We start from the raw sequence: 25,172 nt of genomic DNA, 5'->3' as shown, positions 1-25,172 counted from the left end.
AGTATAGACAGCCTATCCCTCTTCTTCACATTTGCGGCAGGAGGCCACGAGCTTGTTTCCGTCGAGGTCGCGTATGTATGCGGCGTAGGCATGCGGCGCGAAAGGTCGGGGGCCAGGGGCGCCTTCGCAGGTACCCCCGAGTTCAAGCGCGCGCCGATGGAACTCGCGCACGGCAGCGCGGTTCGGGGCTCCGAGGCCGATGGTCATGCCGTTACCGATAGTGGCGGGTTCCCCGTTACGGGGGTAGAGGATCATGAACTGCGGTGCATCGATACCCCAGCCGCAGGCCTTGCCTTCGACCTCAAGCAGGCACTTGAACTGCAGCGGTTCGAGAACCTGATCGTAGAAGGTCTTCGCGCGCGCGATGTCGCGCGTCCCGAGCGTGACGTGGGTAAAGATGCTCATGGTGTCTTCCTCTCTGTTTTTCTGCCCTATGGGGATCAGCGCTTGCTGACCTTGATGTCGGTCTCTTCCAGATCCCAGGTCGTTGGCGTCTTGCCCTCTTCGCGCAGCTGGTACTTCAGCACCCGGCCCTGCGGGTTCTTGGGCATCGAGCTGCGGAATTCGATATAGCGGGGGAGGGCGTAATAGGGAACGGAGTCGATTGCCCACTTGAACAATTCTTCGGGCATGAGGGCGCTGCCGGGCTTGAGAATCGCGGTGACCTTGACGTCATCCTCGCCCTTGTCGGAAGGCACGGCGTGGACCGCAACTTCTTCGATGGCCGGATGCGCTGCGAAGGCGGCTTCCATCTCGAAGCTAGAGATGTTTTCGCCGCGCCGGCGCAGGTAGTCCTTCTTGCGGTCCACGAAATAGAAGAAACCTTCTTCGTCGAATTTTCCGATGTCGCCGGTGTGGAACCACATGTTGCGCAGCAGCTTCATGGTGTCGGCGGGGCGTCCCCAGTAGCCCATGAACATGATGTCGGGGCGCAGGGGGCGAACGACGATCTCGCCTGGCGTGTTGGCCGGAAGCTCGCGATCGAGGTCGTCGACGATGCGCACGTCGAAGTCGGGGATGCGCTTCCCGGAGGAGCCGGGCGCTGCGTACTCGCCGCCGGGTAGCGAGGTAATGACGCTCGCTTCGGTGAGGCCGTAGCCATTGCCGCCCACCTGCTTGGCGCCGAAGCGTTCGCGCCAGATCTTCTTTGATTCCTCGGTGAAGGGGTTGCCGCGCACGGTGTGGATTTGTCCGACGCAACGTTTCATCGACTCGTTGTCCGGCGCCTGGGCGAGCAGTCCGCCCATGCTGCCGAGGATCGACGCGATGGTGGCGCCGCTGCGCTCGACTTCGGGCCAGAAATTGGATACCGAGAAGCGCTGTACGATCGCGACCCGGGCGCCGACCATGATGTTCGAGAGGATGCCGACACACAGCGCGTTCATGTGGAAGAGCGGCAGCGGGGTGATGGTGATGTCATTCTCGGTTGCCGGTCCCGCGCGCAGCTGGAGGCGGGCGAGATTGCACATGTAGTTGTAGCTCAGCATGCAGCCCTTGGACGGCCCGGTGGTGCCCGACGTATAGACGATGCAGGCGAGGTCCCAGGGATTCGGCTTCGTCTCGATCGCGTCGTCGCGCCGGCCGCGGTGTTCGTCCAGCGGCGCGATGCGGGCGCGGCACTCCGGGACCTTGGTGAGGTGGGCGCGGTGAAGGATCAGCTGCATTTCCGGCAATCCGTCCGCAACCTGCGCGATGCGTTCGACGTAATCCGCCTCGCAGATCACGATTGCAGCCTGCGAGTCCGCGATCTGATGGCGGAGGAACTCGCCCCGCAGCGCAGTGTTGACAGGAACACTCACGGCACACAGTTTGTTGATGGCGAGCCAGGTCACGACTGCATCGATGTTGTTGTCGAGCATGCTCAGGACGGTCTGCCCGGCCTGGACGCCCAATGCTGCGAGCGAGTGGGCGAGGCGCGTCGAAAGCTGGTCGACCTGGCCGTAAGTGTAAAGCTCGCCGCCGAAGTCGAGCAGCACCCGCTCGGGGTGCTTTGCAACTGCACGGTCGAGTGCCGCGATGACCGTATCCTGTGGGCCGACCGACCAGGTTTCCTGATTGCCCATGCCTGCCATGTGATGTCTCCTGTCCCGATTCGCCGTGTTGGGGTGATGTGCAGCTTTCGTTGTGATGGCAAAACATAAACACAAATAGAAAAACTGTCAAATATAAGGAAGCGTAATGATCATTTTGATGGGGGATCGGATGTTCATGCGGTTGGGGCACGCTACAATCACCGATCGGTGGATTCTCGGGGAGCGGAGATGGCGGAAGCAGTCGAGGCGGGCAAGGCAAAGGTGAAGAAGCCTCGCGCGACCGCCCCTGCGAAGGAGGGCGCCGAGCCCGCGCCGGTCAAGGCCGTGAAGGCGGTTCGCCGGAACAGGCGGTCCGAAAGCACGATCCTGGGCATTTTCGACGCTACCGAAGCGGTGGTTCTCGAGTCCGGAGCAGACCGGGTAAACATCCTCGACGTTTGTCAGACCGCAGGCATCTCGCGTGGGACGTTCTACCGGTATTTTTCGTCGCAGGACGATCTCTTGGACGCGTTTTCACGTCACCGGCGCGATCGTTTCCATGCTGCCCTGATCGAGGCGACTGCCCCGTATGCCGATCCGGACGAGCGTTTCGACGCCGTATTGCGATTCGTCGATGATTACCTCGAGCGCGGCAATGCACGACGGCTGCTCGTGGTTGCGCCGGAGTACGCGATGCGCTGGCTGCAGCGCATCTTCCCCGACTCGGTGATCCGGTTCCAGGACGTGCTTGGGCCGGTCTTCGATGCGTGGGAGTCGCGTGCGGGAATCAAGATCGACCGCGAGCTCACCTGCGAGCTGCTGGTCCGATACATCCTCAGCGAGATTCTCGTCCCCGCCGGCCCTGAGCGCCGAAGCCTACCGCGCCGCCTCGAGCGGATGTTCGCCATGCTGATGCAGGGCCGCGTTTCCCGCCGCTGAGCACGCCGCGTCCGCTCGCCGCTGCGGGCGAGCGGGTGTGCGGCATCCGTCCGTCTTCCACTGCGCTTTGACTCCGCGTCAAACCGCCCCGCCGTGTCCGGCCGGGGCGCTGTGCTTCAATCGGTTAGTTCGTCGAATCGGACGCATTTCACCAACAAGCGCATCCGGCACACCCCGGAGGGAGACAGAATGAGTGGCGCAAACAGTTATGACGTGGCGATCGTCGGTGGCGGGCACAATGGCTTGGCGGCCGCCTGTTATCTGGCCGAGGCAGGTAAACGTGTCATCGTCATCGAGGCCCGCGAGAAGATCGGCGGCATGGCCTCCAGCGGTTACCTGATACCGGAGGCGCCCCGGCATCTGATCAACCCCTGCGCGCTTGATCTCATGTCGCTCAGGGTTCATCCCATGATGCCGCAGGAGCTGCAGCTCGAGCGCCATGGGTTTCGTCAGGTCGAAATGTCCCCGGGATACGTGTACGTCCATCCGGATGGCAATTCGCTGGTGTTCTGGCGCGAGCCGGAAAAGACTGCGGCCGAGATCCGGCGCTTCTCGTCCCGAGATGCGGAGGAGTTCCTGGCGCTGATGAAGCTCGTGGATGCCTTCATCGACATGGCCATCCCGATGATGCGTGTCGACCCCGCGCAGCGCAACCTGGGCGCGAAATGGCAGGCCCTGAAGGCGGTCTTCAGGAACCGCCATCTGAAACCGGAAATCATGGCGCTCATCGGCAGCCCGGCGTACGCGTCGATCATGGAGCGCTTCGAGCATCCGGTCGTACAGTCGGCGCTGTGCTGCCTGCTTGGCGCGGCCGGACCCATCGCGAACGACGCGACGGGGATCTACTTCGCGCTGTTGGGCTTCATCCATCGCTTCGGGCTGGGCCGCGCCGTGGGGGGAACCCAGGCGTTGTCGGATGCGCTGGCGGCCCGGTTGCGCGAGCTGGGTGGGGAGATTCTGGTGTCTGCGCCGGTGGCGGAGATCATTGCCGGCGATGGTCGGGCGGAGGGGGTGCGACTCAAGGACGGACGTGTACTGTCGGCGAAAGCCGTGGTGGCGTCGATCCACCCGAAGATGGCGCTGGAAATGGTTACGCCCGAGGCGCTCGATCGGCGCACGCTAACTCGCGTAGCGCTTGCGCCGGCCAACGGCCACGGGGCATCGCCACTGAAGGTCGATGTCGCGCTCAGTAGCCAGGTGAACTACCGCCGCGTCGAAGCCCTGCGGGCCGACGGGCTGAGTCTGCGCAAGAGCGTCCTCCTGATCGGCACCTCCGATGCCGTGCTCGACAACTTCCGCTGCGCCGCGCGCGGCGAGGTGTCGAAGCTGCCCTACATGTGGATCACGGTGCCGACTGCTGTCGACCCTGGGCAGGCGCCCGAGGGGCAGGACGTGGCTTACCTCTATCCCGTCGCGACGCCGGTCGAGCCGCGCGAAGGATGGGATGCCATCAGGGACCGGGTAGGGCAGACGGTCATCGACCAGGCCGCCGAATACATGCAGGGTCTCAAGGAATTCGAGATCGGTCGTCGGGTCGAGGCCGCGCCGGACCTGGAGAAACGGCTTAATGTGCATCGCGGCTGCGTGGTGCATGTGGATACGAGCACCACGCGTTCCGCGATGATGAGGCCGGCGGCGGGATTGGGTGGGGACAGTCTGCCGGTTGCAGGACTCTTCCTCGGAGGCGCGGGCATCCACCCGGGTGGTGGGGTCAACGGCTTGCCGGGACGCATCGCCGCCAGTCGGGTGAACCGTTTCCTCGCACGCTGAGGTGGCGCGCGTCGCGCAAGGGGGCCAAAGGTCTCAGGCCGCTTCGGGCGGCGTCTTCGGCGGGGCGTCGGGCCGCGTGAGCGGATGCTGGGCGCTGCGCTCGCGCTCCACGGCAGCCAGCACGAAGTCGACCGCGAAGCGTCGCCATGTGTCCGCGTCGTCGGCGTTCGCCACGTCCAGGCCGCACAGGGTGACGACGGTGTAGCGGCTGACGAAGGCGCTGGTGGTCACCTGCGCGGCTGCGGCGAGGAACAGGTCCGGGTCGACGTTCGCACGAAAATCGCCACTTTCGGCCCCGCGCGCGAGGACGCTGCGCATCTTGCGCTTGAGCTCGGGAGCGAGGTCGACAAAGCTGTTGCGCGGCGTGGCGTGGCTCTCGTGGTAGCGGATCCCTTCCTGTGCGAGCGCGCTCAGCATGGGGTCGCAATAGGGCCGGATCATGTGGTTGAGGAGTGCCCGCAGCGCGTCACGCGGCGCCAGGTGATCCAGTTCTACCGCGACGAGTTCGCCCATGGTCGTCGCGGACGAGTCTTCCAGCACGCAGGCGAAGAGTTCCTCCTTGCTTCGGAAGTAGTGATAAACGAGCTGTTTTGTGACGCCGGCGGCCTGGGCGATATCGTCGATGCGGGCGTCCGCCAGTCCCTTGGCGGCGAATTCTCGTCGCGCCGCAGCGCTGATGCGGCGCAAGGTCTCCCTCTTATCGGGTGCTGCGCGTTCGGTCGACTTGCTCGGGTTTCGGGAAGAGCTGGGCATGTTGGGAGATTTCGTTTCCGCTCGTTGTCCGCGAAGCTTAGCGCAGTTGACTCGAGGTCAAACGACAGTCGCTGTCGAATCGGCCACTGCTTCGATTTGATGGTTAGGATGTGGACACGTTTGCAAAAAATGCGCATGTGTCTGGCGGTTGTTTCTCGATAACCGCAGCAACGGGCGCCACACAGGAGACAACCGTGAGCACCGATATCCTCAACCTCGACCTCGAAACCGCATACACGGCCGTATCGGAAACCTACAAGGGCAAAGGCGACATTCACGCCGCGTGCCGGGAGATGCGCGGCAAGTCCCCGATCTACGTCGGGGACTTCATCAAGCAGTTCGGCGTGCCGACGAACGCCGGCCTCAAGCAGGGCACTCGGCCCACGTTCGCTCTGTTCGGCTACAAGGACGTGATGAACGTGCTGCGTGATGCCGACACCTACACCAACGGATTCATTGCCGAGGGACTGGGGGCATTCTTCGATGGCCTGATCATTCTCGCGATGGACGGCGAGCAGCACCGGCGCGTGCGGGCCTTGCTGCAACCGGCCTTCATGCCGGATACGGTCAACAAGTGGCGGGGCCAGATCGATCACGTGATCCGCAAGGACTTCCTCGAGCCGATGGTGCCGCAGAAGAAGGCGGATCTGATGGACTTCGGCCTGTACTTCCCGATCCGTGAAATGTACGCGCTGATGGGTTTCCCGACCGACGACACCGAGAGGTACAAGAAGTACGCGGCATGGACCCTGGCGATGGTCGGAGGCAACCAGGTCGACCCCGAGAAGATCGATGAGGCGCGCCGTAATGCCGGGATTGCGGTCAAACTGCTCTATGACGCCATCCAGGAGGTGGTGGTCAAGCGCCGCGCCGAGGGCTCCCACGGCGACGACATCATCGGGCGCCTGCTGCGCGCCGAATACGAGGGCGAGAGGCTCGACGACCATCAGGTCATCACCTTTGTGCGCTCGCTGTTGCCGGCGGCTGGCGAGACGACCACGCGCACGTTCAGTTCCGTCATGACCTTGTTGCTGACGACGCCGGGGCTGGTGGATCGCGTCAGGGCCGACCGCTCGCTGGTGCCCAAGCTGATTGACGAAACCGTCCGCTATGAACCGGTGGCGACCTTCAAGGTGCGTGAGACGGCCAAGGAGGTGGAACTGCACGGCGTAACGATCCCCAAGGGGTCGTTCGTGCAGTGCATGGTGGTGTCGGCGAACCGGGACGAGGAGGTGTTCGAGAATCCGGACCAATTCGACATCGACCGCAAGCTCAAGCCTTCCTTCGGTTTCGGGTTCGGCCCGCATATGTGCATCGGGCAGTTCGTTGCGAAGGTGGAGCTCAATTGCGCGATCAACGCGATCCTCGATCTTTTCCCGAACCTGCGGCTGGACCCGGACAAGCCCGCACCGGTCATCGAAGGTGCCCAGCTGCGCGGCGCGTCCCACGTGCATGTGATCTGGGACTGAACCCGGGCACCGTTCCCGCCCGTCGCGTGCACGGGCGGCTTCCCGACCTCTTCCGGAATTCAACGATGAGAATCTTCAAGACCGTTCCCCAACGGGGCGATTTCGCCTATCAATGCCTGGTCGGACCGCAGAAGGTCAGCGGCGCCAAGCTCGCGGACCTGCGTGATCACTTTGGGCTCAAGCTCACCAAGCACATGCCCTTCGGCAGCGTGCGCGACGAAGAAGGGCACATCTATTCCTTCGTCCGTGCCGTAAATGCGCCTGGCAGCTCCCCCAACCCGACGAAGTTCATCTATCAGTCCACCCGGATTGACGAGCGCCACATCCGTGTCGACAAGGAAAGGATCCTGCCTCGCGCGATGACGATGTTCCCTAAGCGCTGGCTGGAAGGCGATACCGCCTGCTGGTCCAGCCTGGACGGCGAATCCGGCGAGCCGTGGCTGATTACCGCGTCGGGTGAGCGCTTCAGCTGGAAGGAGGAGGGTCTTCTCGACATCGGCGGGCCGCTTATCGGCAACGGCATGCAGTGGTACCTGCCCGGCGAGGATTGGGGCACCTTCTACGTGTCGCAACTCTACGACGTGTCCGGCATCTGCGAGGGGCGTCCGGTGAAGGGCGTCATCGCGCTCGACCAGGCGTGGATGGCCGACGGCGGTGCCATTCACTTCCAGAAGGACCTCGTCGTAAACAACAAGATGCACGTCATCTGGTGGTCGTTCGCGACGATCTACAAGGACGGGACCTGGGATGCGGGCTCGTTCATGGTCGGCCATGAGAATCTGGGCTACGCGATCTTCCAGAACCACAAGGGCGAGATCTATTGCACGACGGATATCGAGGGCGAGGTGCGACACAAGGAGGGAAGTTATTTCGCCGAAACTGCCCGCATCGTGGTCGATGGCCGGGAGGAGTGGGAGTTCCTGCCTGATCCGAAAGGCGAAATGATGGACTTCGTCGGCGGGTTCCCGATCACCGCGCAACAGGAGGGCCGCTGGAGGCGTGTGGGTGATACGCGCGAGCCGGATCGCTGGATGGCCTGGGGCGAATCGGACCGCCGCAACGGCAGCGCGCGCAATGTGCGCGGCAGCGAACTCTGACCGTTCGATGAACACGAGACACGAAAAAGGAACCACCATGAGCATCGACGCAAAGGTCATCGAGCATTTCCTGCACACACAGCTTGCGCGATGGAACGCCTCCGACAAGGAAGGTTTTCTGGCTGCTTACCGCGAAGTCGCACCCGGCGGTCTCACCATCGAATACGTCGGTCGACCGTCCGCCGACGGGTGGCCGGTGCTTGAAGCGATGTGGACCGCGCAGAACGCCAAGATCGACATCGAGGAGGTCGCGATGATCATCAATGGCTGCGAGGCGGCCTGTCACAACCGCAACAGGGTGAAGGGGACCGATGTGACGATCGAAACCATCGAGCTCTATCGCTTCGACGAGGGCGGCAAGCTCCACGTGCGCTACTTCATTCGTCAGCCCTGAACGGGCAGTAACGACGCGGTCGGGAAAAACCGCGATCGCGAGCGTCCTCTCTACATCCTGAAGCAGGTGCGGCGTGTTCTGACACCCGGTCAGATCACGCCGTTCTTGTTTCGGACGGGATTCAGCCGTATATTTGAACAGAAATGCAAAAACTGAATATATAACGACGAGAGGCTGTGCATCGGTGAAGCCGCTCGACCCCGCGATCGAGCGCTTCATGCAGGGTCGGGTGGCTCGTCGAAGTTCTGCAGCCTTGCCTGAGCGTTCTGACCGACGTCTCGCCGGGCAACCCGTTCATCCCAACCGAGGATCCCACCATGGCGAGAATCCAGCCCATTCCCCTCGATGCGTTGCCTGAACCGCTTGCCGACGCAGTGGCACGGGGGTGCGCCAACCGCATGTTGAGTTCCACCGTCCCGGTGCAGGTCTGGGCACATCGCCCCGAGCTTGCCCAAGCCTGGCTCGCGACCCTGGAAACGATGCACGTGAACGGGGTGCTCGACGGCCGCCTCCGCGAGTTGGTGCGGCTCAGGATCGCCTCGATCACGACCTGCAAGGCGTGTCAGCTCGCGCGCAAGGACGACGCGGTGAGCGAGGAGGATATCGCCTGCCTGAGCACGGACGATGCTCGTTTTTCGCCGCACGAGAAGGCGGCGCTGCGATACGCCGAGCTCTTTGCGGCCGACTACATGGCCATCGACGACGCGGTATTCGCCGAGCTCGGCCGCCATTTTTCTACCGCCCAGATCGTCGAGCTGAACATGTTCTGCGCGCTGATGCTCGCGGGTGGGCGCATGACGTATGTGCAGCAGGCGTACGCGGAGTAGGGCGATGCACGAAGGCATCCTCGCCGGTATCCGCGTCATCGAGATCGCGTGCGGCATCCCCGGTCCGGCGGCCGGATTACAGCTCTCGGAGGCGGGTGCGGAAGTCATCCGCATCGAAGCGCCGGGCGGCGATGCGGAGCAGGGCACGGCCTTGTTCTCCGTTCTCAACAGGGGAAAGCGTCGGGTCGAACTCGACCTGGATCGCGATGATGAGCGCAGGCGTCTGCATACCTTGCTGGCCGACGCCGACGTGTTGATCCACGACTTCATACCCAGCCGTGCGGCAGCGTTGGGGCTGGCGGACGACGTGCTTGCTGCAGCATGCCCGCAGCTTGTTGTCTCGGCAATCACCGGCTGGCCATCCCGGCATCCACTCGCCGAGGCCTTGCCGCGGGAATCGCTCGTGCTCGCGCGCTTGGGTCTGCTCGACGAGCAGCCTGGTCATCGGCCGGGCCCGATCTTCGTCCGCATGCCATTCGCGAGTTGGCTCGCCGCCTGGTTCTGCGTCATCGGGGTGATGGCGCGTCTGATCGCACGTCGACGCGACGGGCGCGGCGGGGCGGCTCACACCAGCCTCGCCCAGGCCGCGCTCGCACCGATGAGCATGCACTGGTCACGCGCCGAGACGCCGACACCGGTGTTCGCGAAAGGGCTCGACAAGACGACGCCTATTCCGCTGCACCGATGCTTCGACGGGCGCTGGATCCATGTGCACTACTCACCGGACAAGGCGCCTTGGATGGCAGAGGCGCTCGTAGCGATGGGGCCCGAGGCGGTCGCGGCCGAGAACGCGAAATATCCGCCCAGCCACGTTGCGCCAAACTTCGGCGCCAATAGGGTAATCATTGCCACGCGCCCCGCGCAGGAATGGGTCGAACACTTCTGGCAGCACGACGTGGCCGCACAGGTGGCGGCCCCTTTCGGTGAGATATACCGCGACGAACAGGCACGTGCCAACGGATTTGTCGTGATGGTGGACGATCCCGTCCTCGGTCGCGTGTTCGAACCGGGGCCGGCGTACACCACCGCCCCTCCCCCGCGCCTGCGCGGCGGGTTGCGGCCGCTTGAATCGGACCCGGCTTGGAGCGTCCCGCGCGCGCAAGCATTCGACGGCGCGCCGAAGGGGCAGCCGGGGAGCGCACCCCTCGCAGGGCTCAGGGTGCTCGACCTGGGCGCCTACCTCGCGGGGCCCTTCGCGACGCAGCTCCTCGCCGACCTCGGCGCCGAAGTCATCAAGGTGGAACCCCCCGGTGGCGATGCCATGCGCCGTCTGGAACGGATCTTCGCCGGCACGCAGCGTGGCAAGCTCGGTGCGACGCTCAAGCTCGGCGATCCGGCCGCACAACCGGCACTCGCGGCGCTGGTGCGCTGGGCCGACGTGGTTCATCACAACGTCCGCCTGCCGGCCGCGCACAAGCTGAGTATCGACTACGAAACGCTGAAGGCGATCAATCCGGCGCTCGTGTATTGCCACATCAGCTCCTACGGTCCGCTGGGACCGCGCAAGGACTGGCCCGGGTTCGATCAGCTGATGCAGGCGGCTTGCGGCTGGGAAGTGGAATGCGGCGGCGAGGGGAAGCCGCCGATGTGGCTGCGCTTCGGCGTCGGGGACTACTTGGCCGCGCTGTCGTCAGTGTTCGCACTCCTGCTCGCGCATTTTCAGCGCCAGGTAACGGGCGACGGACAGGCGGTGGCGGCATCGCTCCTCGGCGCGACGCTACTGACCGTGGGAGAGGCCGTGATGCGCGCCGATGGCAGTCTGTCCCCGATCGATCACCTCGACGCGGCGCAGACCGGCGTGTCGCCGGATCACCGTCTGTATCGCTGCGCGGACGGCTGGTTGGCCGTCGCCGCGCTGCGGCCGGAGGAAGCGCGGGCGCTCGCCGCGTTGGCCGGGAGCGATCGCGAGGCCTGGTTTGCGGCGCTTAGCCGCGAGACGGCCTGCGACTGTCTGACCTCCGCCGGCGTGCCCTGCGAGGCCGTGCTCGAAAACCCGGGTCTGAGCTTTCTCGACGACGACGGCTGCCGACGGGCGGGGCTGCACGCCGCCTATCCGCACGCGGTGTATTGGCACCTCGAACAGGTCGGCGCGTACTGGAACTTTTGCGACCTGCCCCTCGCCCTTGACCGGGCACCACCGGCGCTGGGCGAGCACAGCCACAGGGTGTGGCGATCGGTCGGGCTCGACGAAGGGCAGATTCAAAGCATGGTCGCCGCGGCCGTGACCAATCCCTGAGGCATGGACGAAGGAGAGACGAACACGTGAACGAACTGGACTTCAGCGGCAAGACGGTACTCGTGGTGGGAGGATCGAGCGGGATCGGCAACGGCATGGCGCAGGCCTTTCGTCGGCGCGGGGCGAACGTCCATGTCTGGGGCACGCGACCGACCGTCGCCGATTACGCCGATTCGTCCGACTCGAACCTCGAGGGACTCGCGTATGTGCAAGTGGATGTGGCCGACGCCGATGCGGTGGCGAGCGCGCCGGTGCCGTTCGAGCGGCTCGACGTGCTGATCTGCGCGCAAGGCACGGTGCGCTACAACCGCGAGGAGTTCAAGGTGCCGGCCTTTCGGGAGGTCGTGAACGTGAACCTCGTGAGCCTCATGGCCTGCGGCGACAAGTTCCACGACATGCTCGCCGAGAGCCGCGGATCGATGATCATCGTGAGTTCGGCCGCGGCCTTCCATTCCACGGTCGGCACCCCGGCCTACAACGCTTCCAAGACGGGGGCCTACGGCCTTACCCGCACGCTGGGCGAAGCGTGGGCACGCGACGGCATCCGCGTAAACGGCATCGCCCCCGGACTCGTCGCGACCAAGCTTACCCGCATCACGACGGATCACCCCAAGCGCCTGGAGGCATCGCTCAAGAATATTCCCCTCGGCCGCCTCGGCACGCCGGAAGAGATGGCCGGTGCGGCGCTCTTCCTCGCTTCGCCGCTGGCGTCCTACATGCTCGGCCAGACCCTGCTGGTCGATGGCGGCCTGCTGCTCGCCTGATGGAGATCGAAGATGGCATGGGATTTTGAGACCGACCCGGAATTCCAGCAGGAACTCGACTGGATCGACCGCTTTGTGCGCGAGGAGGTCGAGCCGCTCGAGCATGTCCTCGGCAGCCCCTGGAATATCCACGATCCGCGCTTCGAGGCGCTGGTCCGCCCGCTGCAGCGCGAGGTGAAGGCCAGGAATCTGTGGGCTTGCCACCTCGGACCGGAACTTGGCGGGGCGGGCTATGGCCAGGTCAAGCTGGCGTTGATGAACGAGATCCTCGGTCGCGCGCTGTTCGCGCCCATCGTGTTCGGCGCGCACGCGCCCGATTCGGGAAACTGCGAGATCCTCGCGCACTACGGCACGCCCGAACAGAAGGCGCGCTACCTCGAGCCGCTTCTCGACAACCGCATCGTGTCCTGTTTTGCGATGACCGAGCCGCAGGGGGGCGCCGATCCGAAAGTGTTCACGACGCGAGCCGAACAGGATGGCAACGATTGGCTGATTTCGGGGCAGAAGTGGTTCGCGTCGAACGCTCGCTATGCCGCGTTCTACATCGTCATGGCGATCACCGACCCGACCGTGTCGCCCTACAAAGGCATGAGCATGTTCATCGTGCCTGCCGACACGCCGGGAATCGAGATCGTCCGTAACGTCGGCGTCCCTGACGATCCCGAGGCGACTCATGGCTACCTGAATTTCGACCGGGTGCGGGTGTCGGCGGAGAACATGCTCGGCGCGCCCGGCGAGGCCTTCGTCGTCGCGCAGGTGCGCCTTGGCGGGGGGCGCGTGCACCACGCGATGCGCGTCATCGGCCAGTCGCAGAAGGCACTCGACGCGCTGTGCGAGCGGGCCTTGTCGCGCAGCACCCAGGGCGCGCTGCTCGCGGACAAGCAGATGGTGCAGGAGAGGATCGCCGATGCGTGGATCCAGCTCGAGCAGTTCCGCCTGCTGGTCATGCGCACTGCCTGGCGCATCGACAAGTACCAGGACTACATGAAGGTGCGCAAGGACATCGCCGCGGTGAAGGCGACGATGCCCAAGGTGCTGCACGACATCGCGTCGAGTGCATTGCAGGTGCATGGATCGATAGGGGTGTCGTCCGAGATGCCCTTCGTCGGCCTGATCGTGCGCGCCTACCAGATGGGGCTCGCAGACGGTCCGACCGAGGTGCACAAGATCACCGTCGCCAAACAGTTGCTGCGCGAGTACACCGGTTGCGAGGACTTGTTCCCCGACTATCACCGGCCGACGGCCGAGGCCGCTGCACGGGCGAAGTTCAGCGCGGTGCTGGGATGAGCGCTCACGGGTGGGCGGCGGAGGTCGATCTCGGACGACTCGCCGAATGGATGGATGCGCAGGGGCTGGGTAGTGGGGCGATCGACTCGGTCACGCCGCTCACCGGGGGCACGCAGAACATCCTGCTGCGCTTTTTTCGCGACGGCGCCGACTATGTCCTGCGCTGCCCGCCGCCGGGCGCAAAGCCCGAGATCCACGCGACCTTTCTCCGTGAGGCGCGGCTGCTCGGAGCACTTGCCGGCACGGCGGTACCACACCCGCGCCTGATTGCTGCCTGCACGGATGCGTCGGTGCTCGGTGCGCCGTTCTACCTGATGGCTCCGGTGGATGGGTTCACAGCGACGCCGACGCCGCTCCGGGGGGCCTATGTCACCGACCCGGCGTGGCGCCATGCGATGGGGCTGTCGATGGTCGATGCCTTGCTGCGCCTGGGCGAGGTCGCGCCCGGCGCGGTCGGACTGGCGGACTTCGGGCGGCCGGAAGGGTTTCTTGAGCGGCAAGTGCCGCGCTGGCTCACGCATCTCGAGCGCTGCGCGGAGCAGCCCGGTTGGCCGGGGCCGCAGGCGCTGCCTGGCGTGCGCGAGGTGGCCGACTGGCTCGAAGCGCACGTGCCAGCGGCCAACGTTCCGGGGTTGATGCACGGCGATTATCACTTTGGTAACGTGATGTTCCGGCATGACCGGCCCGCGCTTGCAGCGATCATCGACTGGGAGCTAGCGACGCTGGGGGATCCGCTGCTTGATCTCGGCTGGCTCGTCGCGACCTGGCCCGACCGCGACGGGCGGGGCGCCGGCACCATCCGCATCGCGCCCGCCGACGGTCTTCCCTCGACCGCCGAACTCGTCGAACACTATCGCCATGGCAGCGGGCGCGATCTGTCGGCGATCAATTGGTACGTCGCGATGGCACGCTTCAAGCTCGGCATCATGCTCGAGGCCAGCCATGCGCGATCCTGCGCAGGCAAGGCTCCGGCGGAAACCGGCGCGCAGCATCATGCGTCCGCGGTGCGCCTGCTCGAAGCGGCGATCGCGGGGATCGAGGTGCGGGCGTGAATGGGCACGGGGTTTCCCCTGCATCCATGCGCAGCGCCCTGGTGGCGCTGGTCGCATGCCAGGTCGGACTGCATGCCTGCGTGCAGGGGGCTCGCCTGGCGGCGCCGCTGAGCGTCCTGCGGCTGGGGCATTCCGAGTGGGCCGTGGGGCTCGTGATGACGATGTTCGCGCTCTTTCCCGCGATCTTCGCGATCCCGGCCGGACGGCTTGCTGATCGGCACGGCTACCATCTGCCGGTGCGCATTGCGGCCGGCCTGTCGCTCGCGGGTGCGCTGCTCGCAGCTTCGGTGCCCCATCTCATTGCCCTGTGTGCGGCCGCTGCGTTGTGCGGCGCGGGCTCGGGCTTCGGCATGATCGCGATTCAGCGCACGGCCAGCCGATTCGCGCGGGACGAGGCGGACCGGCTTCGCGTGTTCAGCTGGATCGCGCTTGCTCCGGCCGTGGCGGGACTCTTCGGGCCGATGATGGCCGGCGTGCTGATCGATCATCTCGGTTTTTCGGCGGCGTTCGCCGCGCTCGCGCTGCTTCCGTTCGCGACCCTGGTGATCGCCCAGGCGGTCCCGCATGAAAGCCGGGCGCCGGTCTCCGCATTGGACCGCAAGCAGCCGTCCGCGTGGGGCCTGCTCCGCCTGCCGTCGTTCCGGCGCCTGCTCCTCGTCAATTGGCTGGTGTCGGCCAGTTGGGATGTGCATGGCTTCGCGTTGCCGATTCTCGGGGTCGAACGCGGCTTCAGCGCATCGGCGCTGGGGGCGGTGCTGGCGGCCTATGCGGTCGCGTCGATGTCGGTGCGCGTCCTGATCCCGTTTGTGGCCGAACGCCTGCCACGACGCCATTTGCTTGCGGGGGCGCTTTCCATCACGTGTCTGGTGTTCGTGCTGTATCCACTGCTCCAGAGTGCATGGGCCATGGCGCTGTGCGCCGCGACCCTCGGCCTTGCGCTGGGCGCGATCCAACCGACGATTCTCGCGACGCTGCATCAGGTCACGCCACGCGAGCGGCACGGCGAGGCGCTGGCTTTCCGCTCGATGACGGTGCACACCTCGATGACCGCGATGCCCCTCCTTTTTGGCGCCATCGGGGCGAGTGCCGGCGCGGCCGTGCTGTTCTGGGTGATGGCCGCGGCGCTCGGTCTCGGGGGCCTGCAGGCCCGGCGGATCGAGGCGGACGACGGGGCTCCCGCGCGCCGCGAGGAACATCCACAACAGGAGGAGAGGACATGCAGCTGAGCGGAAAACGCCTCATCGTGACCGGCACCGCAGGGGGCATCGGTGCGAGTGCACTGCGCGGACTGGTGGCGGCCGGTGCGCGGCTGGCGGCGCTGGATGTGAATGACGAGGCTGGCAGCGCGGAAGTGGCGCGCGCCAATGTGGGAGCCTCGGGCGAGGCGAGGTATTTCCACTGCGACATTCGCGAGCGTGCCGAAGTCGATAGGGTCGTCGCGCAGGCCGTCGCCTGGCTGGGTGGCCTCGACGGACTGGTGAACATCGCTGGGGTCGAGCGCGCGGCGCCGGCCGAAGCGATCGTCGACGCCGACTGGGACCTCATATTCGACGTCAATGCGCGCGGCACCCTGAACACTAACCAGGCCGTCTTTCCGCATCTGCGGGAGAAGGGCGGTCGCATCCTCAACTTCGGCTCCGCGGCTGGGGTCATGGGGCTGCCCGGATGTGCCCACTATTCGGCGGCCAAGGCGGCGGTCCTCGGCTGGACCCGAACGGTGGCGAAGGAGTGGGGGCGACACGGCATCAGCGTGAATGCCGCTGCGCCGGGCATGTGGACGCCCATGTACGACGCCCACCGCGCACGAATGGACGCGGATGCCCTGCGGGCGCACGACGCGATGATGGCCGGGTTGATCCCGCTCGGCGGCAAGCTCGGCGACCCCGATCGCGACATGACGCCTTTCGTGGTGTTCATGATGAGCGACGGGGCCCGCTTCATCACCGGCCAGACGCTGGCCGTCGACGGTGGACTCATGATTCCGTGATGCAGGAGCGGGACCCGTTGCACTGTCGGCTGCACTAACGCGCGGCACGTCAGCATTCCCGCCCAGGCAGGGCAGGTGTCTTCCGGCCTGTCCGGTCCCTCCTTGAACACTTGGCAGTACGCATTAAAGGGAGCACTATGCGCAAAAGTGTTCATAAACAGCGCCGCCTTATCCGGCGTGAAGGCACCGTGTCGAGGCCATTGCACATGGCCGGCACAGCGTGTTCCATCACAACCGGGCGGTGCGCCAACGGAGGAAGATGAAATGAGCAGTGTCAAGGACGTTACGCTGGAGAGCGCGTTCGCCGGAGTGGCCGACAACTACCGCGGTGAGGATGTCGATCTGCATGCGATCTACCGCGAGATGCGGAAGAACTCGCCGATCATTGCCGAGAACTTCATGGGCAAGCTCGGGGTGCCGAACATCGCAGGGCTGGATCCGAACCGCCCGACCTACACGGTGTTCAAATACAAGGACGTGATGACCGTCCTGCGCGATGCCGCAAACTACACCAGCGGCTTCATCGCCGAAGGGCTGGGAGCCTTCTTCGACGGCCTGATCCTTACCGGCATGGACGGCGAGGCGCACAAGAAGGCACGCGGCCTGCTGCAGCCCATCTTCATGCCCGACGTGGTCAACACGTGGCGCGACAGCAAGATGGATCCGATCGTGCGCAACGAGTACCTGTTGCCGCTGGTGCCGAAGAAGAAGGCAGATCTGATGGACTTCGGCCTCCACTTCCCGATTCGACTGATCTACGCGCTGATCGGCTTTCCCGACGACGAACCCGAGAAGGTCGAACAGTACGCGGCGTGGGCGCTGGCGATCCTTGCCGGCCCGCAGGTGGACGCCGAAAAGGCCGCGATTGCGCGCAAGGCTGCAATGGAAGCCGCTCAGGCGCTCTACGACGCGGTGAAGGAAGCCGTCGTCGCCGTGCGCCAACGCGGCGCCGAAGGAAACGACCTCATCAGCCGCCTGATCCGTGCCGAATACGAAGGGCGCAAGCTCGATGACCACGAGATCACGACCTTCGTGCGTTCGCTGCTCCCGGCCGCCGGTGAGACCACGACGCGAACCTTCGGCTCGCTGATGGTGTTGCTGCTCGAGCGTCCGGACGTGCTCGACAGGGTCCGCAAGGATCGCAGTCTGGTCGGCAAGGCCATTGACGAGGCGATTCGGTTCGAGCCCGTGGCGACCTTCAAGGTGCGTCAGGCGGCACAGGACCTCGAACTCGGCGGCGTCCGGATCCCGAGGGGTGCCATGGTCCAGTGCATCGTTTCCTCCGCCAACCGCGACGAGGAAGCGTTCGAGAACAGCGAAGAGTTCGACATCGATCGCAAGCTCAAGCCTTCATTCGGCTTCGGCTTCGGCCCTCACATGTGCATCGGACAGTTCATCGCCAAGACCGAGCTCCAGGTGGCGCTGAACGCCATTCTCGACCTGTTCCCCAACATCCGCCTCGACCCGGATCAGCCGAAGCCGCGGATTACGGGCGCACAGCTTCGTGGCCCTCACTCCGTCCCGGTCATCTGGGATTGAGGTGGCGCGCGGACCGGCTGAGCCAGTGGCCGAACTGGAAATTTCGTTAAACATGAACACAAAACAAAAAAGTGTTTAACAAAACGAAATTCTTGCTCTAAGATAGAGGCTCATAACCGGTTCGCGCCCACCGCGGACGCCACTCCAACAGGGGACACACACATGAAGCTCGAAGATCTCATCCTTGTCAGCGTCGATGACCATGCGATCGAACCGCGTGGCGCCTTCGACCGCCACATGCCCGCCAAGTACAAGGGCCGCCAACCGCGCGTTGAGAACCGCAACGGCCGCGACATCTGGGTGTTCGAGGAGCAGGCAACGGGCTACATGGGGCTGAACTCGGTGGTCGGGCGTCCGAAGGAGGAGTACGGCATGGAGCCGCTCTCCTACGAACAGATGCGCCGTGGTACCTGGGACATCCAGGCGCGGGTCGACGACATGAATGCGAACGGCGTGCTCGGCTCGCTGTGTTTCCCGACCTTCCCCGGTTTCGCCGGCCAGCGCTTCCAGGTCATGCCGGACAAGAACGTCAGCCTTGCAGCCATCCAGGCCTACAACGACTGGCACCTGCATGACTGGTGCAACGCCGCCCCGGGGCGCTTCATCCCCTTGATGATGGTGCCATGGTGGGACATGCAGGCGGCCGCGGCCGAGGTGAAGCGCATGGCCGATCAGGGTGTGCATGCCATCACGCTGTCCGACAACCCGACCGTGCATGGCTACCCGTCGATCCACAACCCGCACTGGGATCCCCTGTGGAAGGCGTGCGAAGAGAACAATGTCGTGATCTGCTGCCACATCGGCACCGGCGTGAAGGCGGCTCACGCCTCGGATGAATCGCCGATCGACGCGTGGATCACTTCCATGCCGATCTCGATCTCCAACTCGGCGGCGGACTGGATCTGGGCACCGATGTGGAAGAAGTACCCCAAGCTGCGCATGGCCCTGTCGGAAGGCGGCATCGGCTGGATCCCGTATCTGCTGGAGCGCGCCGACTTCACGCACAACCACCACCACGCCTGGACGAACTCGAACTTCGGCGGCAAGAAGCCCAGCGACATCTTCAACGAGCACTTCATCACCTGCTTCATCGAGGATGCGTTCGGGCTCAGGAACCTCGATTCGATCAACGTCGATATGGTCACGTGGGAGTGCGACTACCCGCACTCGGACTGCACCTGGCCGAACTCCGCGGACGTGTTCTGGCAGCAGGCGAAGAACCTGCCCGACGAGATCATCAACAAGATCAGCCACCTCAACGCGATGCGCGAATTCTCTTACGACCCGTTCGCCATCCTGGGGCGCGAGAACTGCACCGTCGGTGCGCTGCGCGCGCAGGCGACGCATGTCAGCATCGAGCCGGCGCTGGGCCTCGGCGGCGCAGCTCCGCAACGCGATCCCAGCAAACCGGTGACGTCGGGCGACATCAACAAGATGTTCGCCTCGGCAGACGCGCAGACCGCGCTCTGAGTCCGGTTGCAGTGCGGTTGGCGGGCACGCGGGGCGTGTCCGCCGGCCGACGGTCGTCCGTGCCGTTCGCGGGCGACGCGACCCGGGTCATCCACGCCGTTGCTCAAGCCGACGGCCCACTATCGAACGCGCCATGTCCATAGACCAGTTCAAGTACAGTCGCATTCCGCCGGAGGCCGAAGCACTTCGTGTGGAAGTGCGCGCCTTCCTCGCCGAAGCCCTGAAGGACTACCCGGCGGTCCGCCGGGCGGATTCCTGGATGGGATTCGACGCCGAATTCAGCCGTCGCCTGGGAGCGAAGGGCTGGGTCGGCATGGCCCTGCCCAAGCGCCATGGTGGCGGCGAGGCGAGTCCCTTCGCGCGCTACGTCGTGATCGAGGAGCTGCTCGCCGCCGGCGCGCCGGTGTCTGCGCACTGGTTCGCCGATCGCCAGAGCGGCCCGCAGATCCTGCACTACGGCACCGATGCGCAGAAAGAACGCCACCTGCCGGCAATCTGCCGCGGCGAACAGTTTTTCTGCATCGGCATGAGCGAGCCCAATTCGGGCTCCGACCTCGCTTCGATCAAGACGCGCGCACGCCGTGAAGGGGACAAGTGGGTGGTGAATGGGCAGAAGGTGTGGACCACCAACGCCCACCGCTCGCACTACATGATCGCGCTGGTACGCACCGGCGAGAACAGCAAGCGCCAGGAAGGACTCTCGCAGTTCATCATCGACCTCAGTCTGCCAGGTATCACCATCCGGCCGATCAAGGACCTGACGGGCGCCGAGCATTTCAACGAGGTCTTCTTCGACGAACTCGTACTCGATGCCGACGCCCTCATCGGTACCGAAGGGCAGGGCTGGGGGCAGGTCACCGCCGAACTCGCCTTCGAGCGCAGCGGTCCCGAGCGCTTCCTCAGCTCGATCGCGTTGCTCCACACGCTCATCGACGCGGTGGGCCGTAGTCCGGATGCCCTGCAGTCCAAGGAGATCGGCCGCTTCGCCGCGCGACTGGTGACGCTGCGCAACATGTCGTTGGCGGTGACGGCCCAACTTGCGGCGGGCAACAACCCGGCGTGGGAGGCCTCGGTCGTAAAGGATCTCGGTGCGGTTTTCGAGCAAGAGATTCCGGAAGTCGCGCAGCTGTTGTGCGAGCTTCCGCCAACCGTTCAGGGCGGCAGCGACCACGCCCAGGTGCTGGCCTATCTGACCCAGATGGCGCCATCGTTTTCACTGCGCGGCGGCACGCGGGAGATTCTCCGCGGCATCATCGCGCGCGGATTGGGGCTGCGTTGATCATGAGAGACCTATTCGATTCCTCTGTCGAGCGCCTGTTCTCGGACCTCGTCACCGCCGATGCAGTGTTGGCTTGCGAGGGCGGCGAATGGCCGACGGAGCTGTGGACGGCGGTCGAAGCGTCCGGTTTCACGCTGGCGCTGGTGCCGGAGTCGCTCGGCGGTGCCGGGGCCGCGTGGGCGGATGTGTGCGGTGTGCTGCGTCTGGCCGGCCGCTTCAATCTCCCGCTGCCGCTGCCCGAAGCGATGCTCGCCAACTGGTTGCTGGGTGCGAGTGGACTGGCCGCCGTGTCGGGAACACTGAGTGTTGCCGCGCGTGGCACACTGCGCCTTGAAAACGGCCGTGTCACCGGGGCCGCTGTCGATGTGCCGTGGGGGCGCCACGTCCGCCACGTGGTGGCCGTCACAGCGGGCGCGGCGCCCGCGGTGGTGCTCCTGCCGACCGAGGCGGCGACCGTGGTCCGTACCGTGAATACGGCTGCCGAACCGCGCGACACGCTCAAATTCGAAGCGGTGGTGCCGCTCGCAAGCGCGGCTTTGCCGACGGCACTGTCGGCCGACGTGCTCAAGCTTGGCGGCGCAATGATGCGTGCCGCGCAGATCGCGGGAGCGCTCGAAACCGTGTTGGCGATGGCCACCACGTATGCCGGTGAGCGCGTGCAGTTCGGCAAGCCGATCGGCAGTTTCCAGGCGATCCAGCACCAGATTGCAGTCCTCGCCGAACATGCGGCGGCCTCCGTGATGTCCGCCGAAGCGGCCTTCGCCGAGTCGGACGATCGGCTCGCACGCCTGCCGGTGATGGCGGCCAAGATCTGCGCCTCCGAGGCCGCGGGGATCGGGGCCGGTGTCGCCCACGCCGTGCATGGCGCGATCGGCTTCACCCACGAACACGCCCTGCACCTGACGACCCGCAGGCTGTGGTCGTGGCGCAGCGAGTTCGGCTCGCTCACCGACTGGTCGCAGCAACTCGGTCGCGCGCTGTGCGGCGCCGGCTCCCAGGCATTGTGGCCATTGGTTACCGCCGGCGTGCTCGCCGGATTCGAGGAGACTGCAGCATGAAACCCTTTCTGATCCTCGAACGCGAGGACGCTATCCTCACCGTCCGCATGGACAGCCCGGAGACGCGCAACGCGCTCTCAGACCCGTCACAGATGCAGGAGTTCGTCGACCTGTGCGCCAACGTCCGTACGGACCGCTCGATCAAGGTCGTCGTACTCACCGGCAACGGACCGGCTTTCTGTGCCGGCGGCAACGTCAAGGACATGCGCGAACGCGGCGGCATCTTTGCCGGGTCGCCCTACGAGGTGCGCGAGAGCTACCGCAACGGCATCCAGCGCATCCCGCTATGCCTTTACGACCTGGACGTGCCCGTCATCGCGGCGATGAACGGACCGGCGATCGGCGCGGGCCTGGACCTGGCGTGCATGTGCGACGTGCGCATCGCCGCCGACACCGCGAAGTTCGCGGAAAGCTTCGTGAAGCTCGGCATCGTGCCGGGTGATGGCGGTGCGTGGCTGCTGCCGCGCATCGTCGGTATGCCCAGGGCCAGCCTGATGGCGTTTACCGGCGACACGATCGACGCCCAGACCGCGCTCGCGTGGGGCCTGGTGACCGAGGTGGTACCCGCTGCCGAGCTCGAGACCGCGGCGCTGGGCATTGCGCGGCGTATGGCGGCAAATCCGGCCCACGGCCTGCGCCTCACCAAGCGCCTGCTGCGTGAAGGCCAGCACATGCGTCTCGATTCGCTGCTGGAGATGTCGGCGGCCTACCAGGCGCTTGCCCATCACACCGAAGATCACATGGAAGCGGTCGCGGCCTTCGTCGAGAAGCGCGAACCGAAATTCACCGGCCGCTGAGCCGGGAAACTGCACGAGAACAGGCGGAGGTACAAGGATGCGGACCGTATTCCGTGAAGATCATGAAATGTTCCGCGAGATGGCGCGGCGCTTCATCGAGAACGAGATCGTCCCCCACCTGCACGAGTGGGAGACGGTCGGGATCGTCCCGAAGTCGGTCTGGCGCAAGGCGGGCGAGGTCGGCCTGCTGTGCTCGACGGTGCCGGAGGAATACGGCGGTGCGGGCGGCGATTTCGGCCACTCGGCGGTGATGATCGAGGAGTTGGCGCGGGTCAATGCCACCGCGATCGGCTTCACGACCCACTCCGAGATCGTCGCCCCTTACATCGTTGCCTACGGCAGCGAGGCGCAGAAGAAGAAGTGGCTGCCGCGGATGGTTGCGGGCGAGATCATCGGTGTCATCGCGATGAGCGAACCCGGCATCGGTTCCGACCTGCGCTCGATGCGCACCAGCGCACGGCGCGACGGCGACGAATACGTCATCAACGGCCAGAAGACCTTCATCACCAACGGTGGCAACGCGGACCTGATGGTCACCGCGACCAAGCTCGACCCGAATGCGAAGGAGCTCACGCTAATCTGCGTCGAGGCCGATCGCCCCGGATTCTCCAAGGGCCGATTGCTTGAAAAGATCGGATTGAAGGGCCAGGACACCTCGGAACTCTTCTTCGACGAAGTCCGTGTCCCGGTCGAGAATCGCCTCGGCGACGAGAACAAGGGCTTCGGCTATCTCACGCACCAGCTCGCGTGGGAACGCACCATCATCGGCATTCGCGCTGCAGCCTCCATCGAGGCGCTGATCGACGACACGCTCGAGTACGTGCGCGAGCGCAAGGTGTTCGGCAAGACGGTCTTCGATTTCCAGAACACCAAGTTCAAGCTCGCCGAATGCAAGGCGCAGGCGACCATGCTGAGGGTGTTTGTGGACGACTGCCTGGGCAAGGCCATGCGCGGCGAACTCTCGCCCGAGGTCGGCGCGATGTGCAAGCTGGTCGGCTCCGAGATGCAGGGCAAGGTGCTCGACGAACTGCTACAACTGCATGGCGGCTACGGCTTCATGAGCGAGTACAAGATCAGCCGCGCTTGGGTCGATGCACGCGTCGCGCGCATTTATGGCGGCACGTCCGAGATCATGAAGGAAATCATCGCCCGCTCGCTCTGAGCAGACCGGACCGCGCGGGCGTGACGCAGATTATGTCTTCTCCTCCGACGGTGCGCGGTGCGCTGCCGGTTTACGGGACCTCGGCAACACGGTCCCGCTCTTTCTTCTGTGGGGACGCCCGGCGTCACGGGCGCCCCCGCACGCCGCAGGACAAACGGGAGAACGCAGCATGAAAGAAGGGCAAATCGACGACGCCGGCGACCCGGACCTGCGCGGTGGGGTATCGCGCGAGGCGGCGGAAGACGCCGTACGCACCCTCATCCGCTGGGCCGGCGACGAACCGGGCCGCGAGGGGCTCGTCGATACGCCCTCGCGGGTCGTGCGCGCCTACGAAGAATTCTTCGCCGGCTATTCGCAGGACCCCGCCGAAATCCTGGCTCGCACCTTCTCCGAGGTCGAGGGCTACGACGAGATGATCGTCATGAACGACATCCGCTTCGAAAGCCACTGCGAGCACCACATGGCGCCCATCATCGGCAAGGCGCACATCGGTTACCTGCCGAACCACCGCGTGGTCGGCATCTCCAAGCTCGCGCGGCTGGTCGAGATCTACGCCAAACGCCTGCAGATCCAGGAAAAAATGACGGTGCAGATCGCCGACACGCTGCACTCCGTGCTGCAACCCAAGGGCGTCGCGGTTGTCATCGAGGCCTCGCACCAGTGCATGACCACGCGCGGGGTGCACAAGCCCGGCGCAGGCCTCGTCACCAGCCGGATGGTCGGCGCGTTTCGCGAAGACGCCTCGACGCGGCGCGAATTCCTTGCGATGATCGGCATGGGCGGCCCGCGTGGCCTGCCGAATACCTGAAAGGAGACCGGAAATGAGCGAGCAGGCGACCCCCTGGAGCGACGAATTCCTCCTCGGCTATGGGCCGATGGACGACATCCACCACGAGTTTGTCGAGCTTGTGCACGCCATGCAGGTGGTCGGAGACGAAGTCTTCCCGGCGCTGCTCGACCGTTTCGCCGCCCACGCCGAGCACCACTTCGCGGAGGAAGCCGCCTGGATGTCCGCGGGAAACTTCCCGGCACGGGACTGCCACGTCGAGGAACACGAGAAGGTCATGGCGTCGGTGCGCGAAGTGCAGCAGATGGTCGCTGCGGGCAACATCGAAGTCGGGCGCCGCCTCGCGGTCGCGCTCGAGGAGTGGTTCCCGGGCCATGCGACCTACATGGATTCGGCGCTGGCGCAATGGATGGTCAAGCGCAGCACGGGCGGCGTGCCGCTGGTGCTGAAGCGCGCGGCGACGACCTGAAGGTCGGGTAGGTAGGCGTGCTGC

At 65.2% G+C, this 25,172-nt stretch carries 23 protein-coding genes; 20 read left to right on the top strand and 3 right to left on the bottom strand.

All coding sequences use genetic code 11. The features are described from left to right. Positions 1–12: 12 nt before the first annotated feature. Positions 13–405, bottom strand: coding sequence for a VOC family protein (locus tag CDA09_RS13925; protein WP_050416208.1), 393 nt, complete (start codon positions 403–405; stop codon positions 13–15). 35 nt (positions 406–440) lie between these two features. Next, the gene (locus CDA09_RS13920; protein ID WP_121429208.1) at positions 441–2,072 is read right to left on the bottom strand and encodes an ATP-dependent acyl-CoA ligase; all 1,632 of its coding nucleotides are present in this window, start codon (positions 2,070–2,072) and stop codon (positions 441–443) included. Positions 2,073–2,261: 189 nt separating this feature from the next. On the opposite strand from CDA09_RS13920, the gene CDA09_RS13915 reads away from it, so the two are divergent. After that, the gene (locus CDA09_RS13915; RefSeq protein ID WP_121429207.1) at positions 2,262–2,951 is read left to right on the top strand and encodes a TetR/AcrR family transcriptional regulator; all 690 of its coding nucleotides are present in this window, start codon (positions 2,262–2,264) and stop codon (positions 2,949–2,951) included. Between the two features lie 189 nt (positions 2,952–3,140). Further along, positions 3,141–4,721 carry a phytoene desaturase family protein gene (locus CDA09_RS13910; protein WP_121429206.1) on the top strand — a complete coding sequence of 527 codons (1,581 nt, stop codon included), beginning with the start codon at positions 3,141–3,143 and terminating at the stop codon, positions 4,719–4,721. A gap of 33 nt (positions 4,722–4,754) precedes the next feature. Here the strand turns inward: CDA09_RS13910 and CDA09_RS13905 are convergent, their stop codons facing one another. Beyond that, the gene (locus CDA09_RS13905) at positions 4,755–5,408 is read right to left on the bottom strand and encodes a TetR/AcrR family transcriptional regulator (protein WP_121429205.1); all 654 of its coding nucleotides are present in this window, start codon (positions 5,406–5,408) and stop codon (positions 4,755–4,757) included. Positions 5,409–5,668: 260 nt separating this feature from the next. Here CDA09_RS13905 and CDA09_RS13900 point away from each other — a divergent pair, with 260 nt between their 5' ends. The 18 genes from CDA09_RS13900 to CDA09_RS13815 all read left to right on the top strand — a co-directional run bounded on the left by CDA09_RS13900 (position 5,669) and on the right by CDA09_RS13815 (position 25,148). Further along, positions 5,669–6,943, top strand: a complete 1,275-nt coding sequence (locus CDA09_RS13900) for a cytochrome P450 (RefSeq protein WP_121429204.1) — start codon at positions 5,669–5,671, stop codon at positions 6,941–6,943. Positions 6,944–7,008: 65 nt separating this feature from the next. After that, on the top strand, positions 7,009–8,040 hold the full coding sequence (locus CDA09_RS13895; protein ID WP_121429203.1) for a hypothetical protein: 1,032 nt from the start codon (positions 7,009–7,011) through the stop codon (positions 8,038–8,040). Positions 8,041–8,077: 37 nt separating this feature from the next. After that, positions 8,078–8,434, top strand: coding sequence for a nuclear transport factor 2 family protein (locus CDA09_RS13890; RefSeq protein ID WP_121429202.1), 357 nt, complete (start codon positions 8,078–8,080; stop codon positions 8,432–8,434). Positions 8,435–8,751: 317 nt separating this feature from the next. Beyond that, a complete protein-coding gene (locus CDA09_RS13885; protein ID WP_121429201.1) occupies positions 8,752–9,261 on the top strand; it encodes a carboxymuconolactone decarboxylase family protein in 510 nt (169 codons plus the stop codon). 4 nt (positions 9,262–9,265) lie between these two features. Next, a complete protein-coding gene (locus CDA09_RS13880) occupies positions 9,266–11,497 on the top strand; it encodes a CoA transferase (protein ID WP_121429200.1) in 2,232 nt (743 codons plus the stop codon). A 26-nt stretch (positions 11,498–11,523) separates the two neighbouring features. After that, positions 11,524–12,261: an SDR family NAD(P)-dependent oxidoreductase gene (locus tag CDA09_RS13875; protein ID WP_018990580.1), complete on the top strand. Its 738-nt coding sequence runs from the start codon at positions 11,524–11,526 to the stop codon at positions 12,259–12,261. Positions 12,262–12,273: 12 nt separating this feature from the next. Continuing rightward, positions 12,274–13,548 (top strand): acyl-CoA dehydrogenase family protein, encoded by a 1,275-nt coding sequence (locus CDA09_RS13870; protein ID WP_018990581.1) that lies wholly within the window; start codon positions 12,274–12,276, stop codon positions 13,546–13,548. Continuing rightward, positions 13,545–14,600, top strand: coding sequence for a phosphotransferase family protein (locus CDA09_RS13865; RefSeq protein ID WP_050416197.1), 1,056 nt, complete (start codon positions 13,545–13,547; stop codon positions 14,598–14,600). The genes CDA09_RS13870 and CDA09_RS13865 overlap by 4 nt, the downstream gene beginning before the upstream one ends. Positions 14,601–14,626: 26 nt before the next feature. After that, positions 14,627–15,826, top strand: coding sequence for an MFS transporter (locus CDA09_RS13860; protein WP_050416196.1), 1,200 nt, complete (start codon positions 14,627–14,629; stop codon positions 15,824–15,826). Continuing rightward, the gene (locus tag CDA09_RS13855) at positions 15,817–16,587 is read left to right on the top strand and encodes an SDR family NAD(P)-dependent oxidoreductase (RefSeq protein WP_050416195.1); all 771 of its coding nucleotides are present in this window, start codon (positions 15,817–15,819) and stop codon (positions 16,585–16,587) included. The genes CDA09_RS13860 and CDA09_RS13855 overlap by 10 nt, the downstream gene beginning before the upstream one ends. 264 nt (positions 16,588–16,851) lie before the next feature. Continuing rightward, positions 16,852–18,126, top strand: coding sequence for a cytochrome P450 (locus CDA09_RS13850; RefSeq protein ID WP_121429199.1), 1,275 nt, complete (start codon positions 16,852–16,854; stop codon positions 18,124–18,126). 162 nt (positions 18,127–18,288) lie between these two features. Continuing rightward, entirely contained in the window at positions 18,289–19,596 is a 1,308-nt protein-coding gene (locus tag CDA09_RS13845; RefSeq protein WP_018990586.1) for an amidohydrolase family protein, read from the top strand. Between the two features lie 133 nt (positions 19,597–19,729). Continuing rightward, positions 19,730–20,875, top strand: a complete 1,146-nt coding sequence (locus tag CDA09_RS13840) for an acyl-CoA dehydrogenase family protein (protein WP_050416194.1) — start codon at positions 19,730–19,732, stop codon at positions 20,873–20,875. 2 nt (positions 20,876–20,877) lie between these two features. After that, complete coding sequence (locus CDA09_RS13835; RefSeq protein WP_050416193.1) at positions 20,878–21,933, top strand: acyl-CoA dehydrogenase family protein; 1,056 nt, start codon at positions 20,878–20,880, stop codon at positions 21,931–21,933. Next, a complete protein-coding gene (locus CDA09_RS13830; protein WP_050416192.1) occupies positions 21,930–22,730 on the top strand; it encodes a crotonase/enoyl-CoA hydratase family protein in 801 nt (266 codons plus the stop codon). The genes CDA09_RS13835 and CDA09_RS13830 overlap by 4 nt, the downstream gene beginning before the upstream one ends. Positions 22,731–22,767: 37 nt before the next feature. Beyond that, complete coding sequence (locus tag CDA09_RS13825; RefSeq protein WP_121429198.1) at positions 22,768–23,892, top strand: acyl-CoA dehydrogenase family protein; 1,125 nt, start codon at positions 22,768–22,770, stop codon at positions 23,890–23,892. A gap of 169 nt (positions 23,893–24,061) precedes the next feature. Further along, entirely contained in the window at positions 24,062–24,700 is a 639-nt protein-coding gene (gene folE, locus CDA09_RS13820) for a GTP cyclohydrolase I FolE (protein ID WP_121429197.1), read from the top strand. 13 nt (positions 24,701–24,713) lie between these two features. After that, positions 24,714–25,148: a hemerythrin domain-containing protein gene (locus tag CDA09_RS13815; protein ID WP_121429196.1), complete on the top strand. Its 435-nt coding sequence runs from the start codon at positions 24,714–24,716 to the stop codon at positions 25,146–25,148. The last annotated feature ends 24 nt before the right edge of the window (positions 25,149–25,172 follow it).

Source organism: Azoarcus sp. DN11, from assembly GCF_003628555.1.
GTDB lineage: Bacteria > Pseudomonadota > Gammaproteobacteria > Burkholderiales > Rhodocyclaceae > Aromatoleum.
The sequence above is the reverse complement of the archived record's forward strand: the minus strand, read 5'-3'. Positions and strand labels throughout refer to the sequence as shown.

Bases quoted from the DNA above. Each gene is read 5' to 3' on its own strand.
- CDA09_RS13835 (WP_050416193.1), top strand. From the start codon at position 20,878: ATGAGAGACCTATTCGATTCCTCTGTCGAGCGCCTGTTCTCGGACCTC.
- CDA09_RS13920 (WP_121429208.1), bottom strand. From the start codon at position 2,072: ATGGCAGGCATGGGCAATCAGGAAACCTGGTCGGTCGGCCCACAGGAT.
- CDA09_RS13855 (WP_050416195.1), top strand. From the start codon at position 15,817: ATGCAGCTGAGCGGAAAACGCCTCATCGTGACCGGCACCGCAGGGGGC.
- CDA09_RS13890 (WP_121429202.1), top strand. From the start codon at position 8,078: ATGAGCATCGACGCAAAGGTCATCGAGCATTTCCTGCACACACAGCTT.
- CDA09_RS13895 (WP_121429203.1), top strand. From the start codon at position 7,009: ATGAGAATCTTCAAGACCGTTCCCCAACGGGGCGATTTCGCCTATCAA.
- CDA09_RS13815 (WP_121429196.1), top strand. From the start codon at position 24,714: ATGAGCGAGCAGGCGACCCCCTGGAGCGACGAATTCCTCCTCGGCTAT.
- CDA09_RS13910 (WP_121429206.1), top strand. From the start codon at position 3,141: ATGAGTGGCGCAAACAGTTATGACGTGGCGATCGTCGGTGGCGGGCAC.
- CDA09_RS13840 (WP_050416194.1), top strand. From the start codon at position 19,730: ATGTCCATAGACCAGTTCAAGTACAGTCGCATTCCGCCGGAGGCCGAA.
- CDA09_RS13925 (WP_050416208.1), bottom strand. From the start codon at position 405: ATGAGCATCTTTACCCACGTCACGCTCGGGACGCGCGACATCGCGCGC.
- CDA09_RS13865 (WP_050416197.1), top strand. From the start codon at position 13,545: ATGAGCGCTCACGGGTGGGCGGCGGAGGTCGATCTCGGACGACTCGCC.
- CDA09_RS13845 (WP_018990586.1), top strand. From the start codon at position 18,289: ATGAAGCTCGAAGATCTCATCCTTGTCAGCGTCGATGACCATGCGATC.
- CDA09_RS13870 (WP_018990581.1), top strand. From the start codon at position 12,274: ATGGCATGGGATTTTGAGACCGACCCGGAATTCCAGCAGGAACTCGAC.
- CDA09_RS13825 (WP_121429198.1), top strand. From the start codon at position 22,768: ATGCGGACCGTATTCCGTGAAGATCATGAAATGTTCCGCGAGATGGCG.
- CDA09_RS13915 (WP_121429207.1), top strand. From the start codon at position 2,262: ATGGCGGAAGCAGTCGAGGCGGGCAAGGCAAAGGTGAAGAAGCCTCGC.
- CDA09_RS13850 (WP_121429199.1), top strand. From the start codon at position 16,852: ATGAGCAGTGTCAAGGACGTTACGCTGGAGAGCGCGTTCGCCGGAGTG.
- CDA09_RS13860 (WP_050416196.1), top strand. From the start codon at position 14,627: ATGCGCAGCGCCCTGGTGGCGCTGGTCGCATGCCAGGTCGGACTGCAT.
- CDA09_RS13880 (WP_121429200.1), top strand. From the start codon at position 9,266: ATGCACGAAGGCATCCTCGCCGGTATCCGCGTCATCGAGATCGCGTGC.
- folE (WP_121429197.1), top strand. From the start codon at position 24,062: ATGAAAGAAGGGCAAATCGACGACGCCGGCGACCCGGACCTGCGCGGT.
- CDA09_RS13885 (WP_121429201.1), top strand. From the start codon at position 8,752: ATGGCGAGAATCCAGCCCATTCCCCTCGATGCGTTGCCTGAACCGCTT.
- CDA09_RS13830 (WP_050416192.1), top strand. From the start codon at position 21,930: ATGAAACCCTTTCTGATCCTCGAACGCGAGGACGCTATCCTCACCGTC.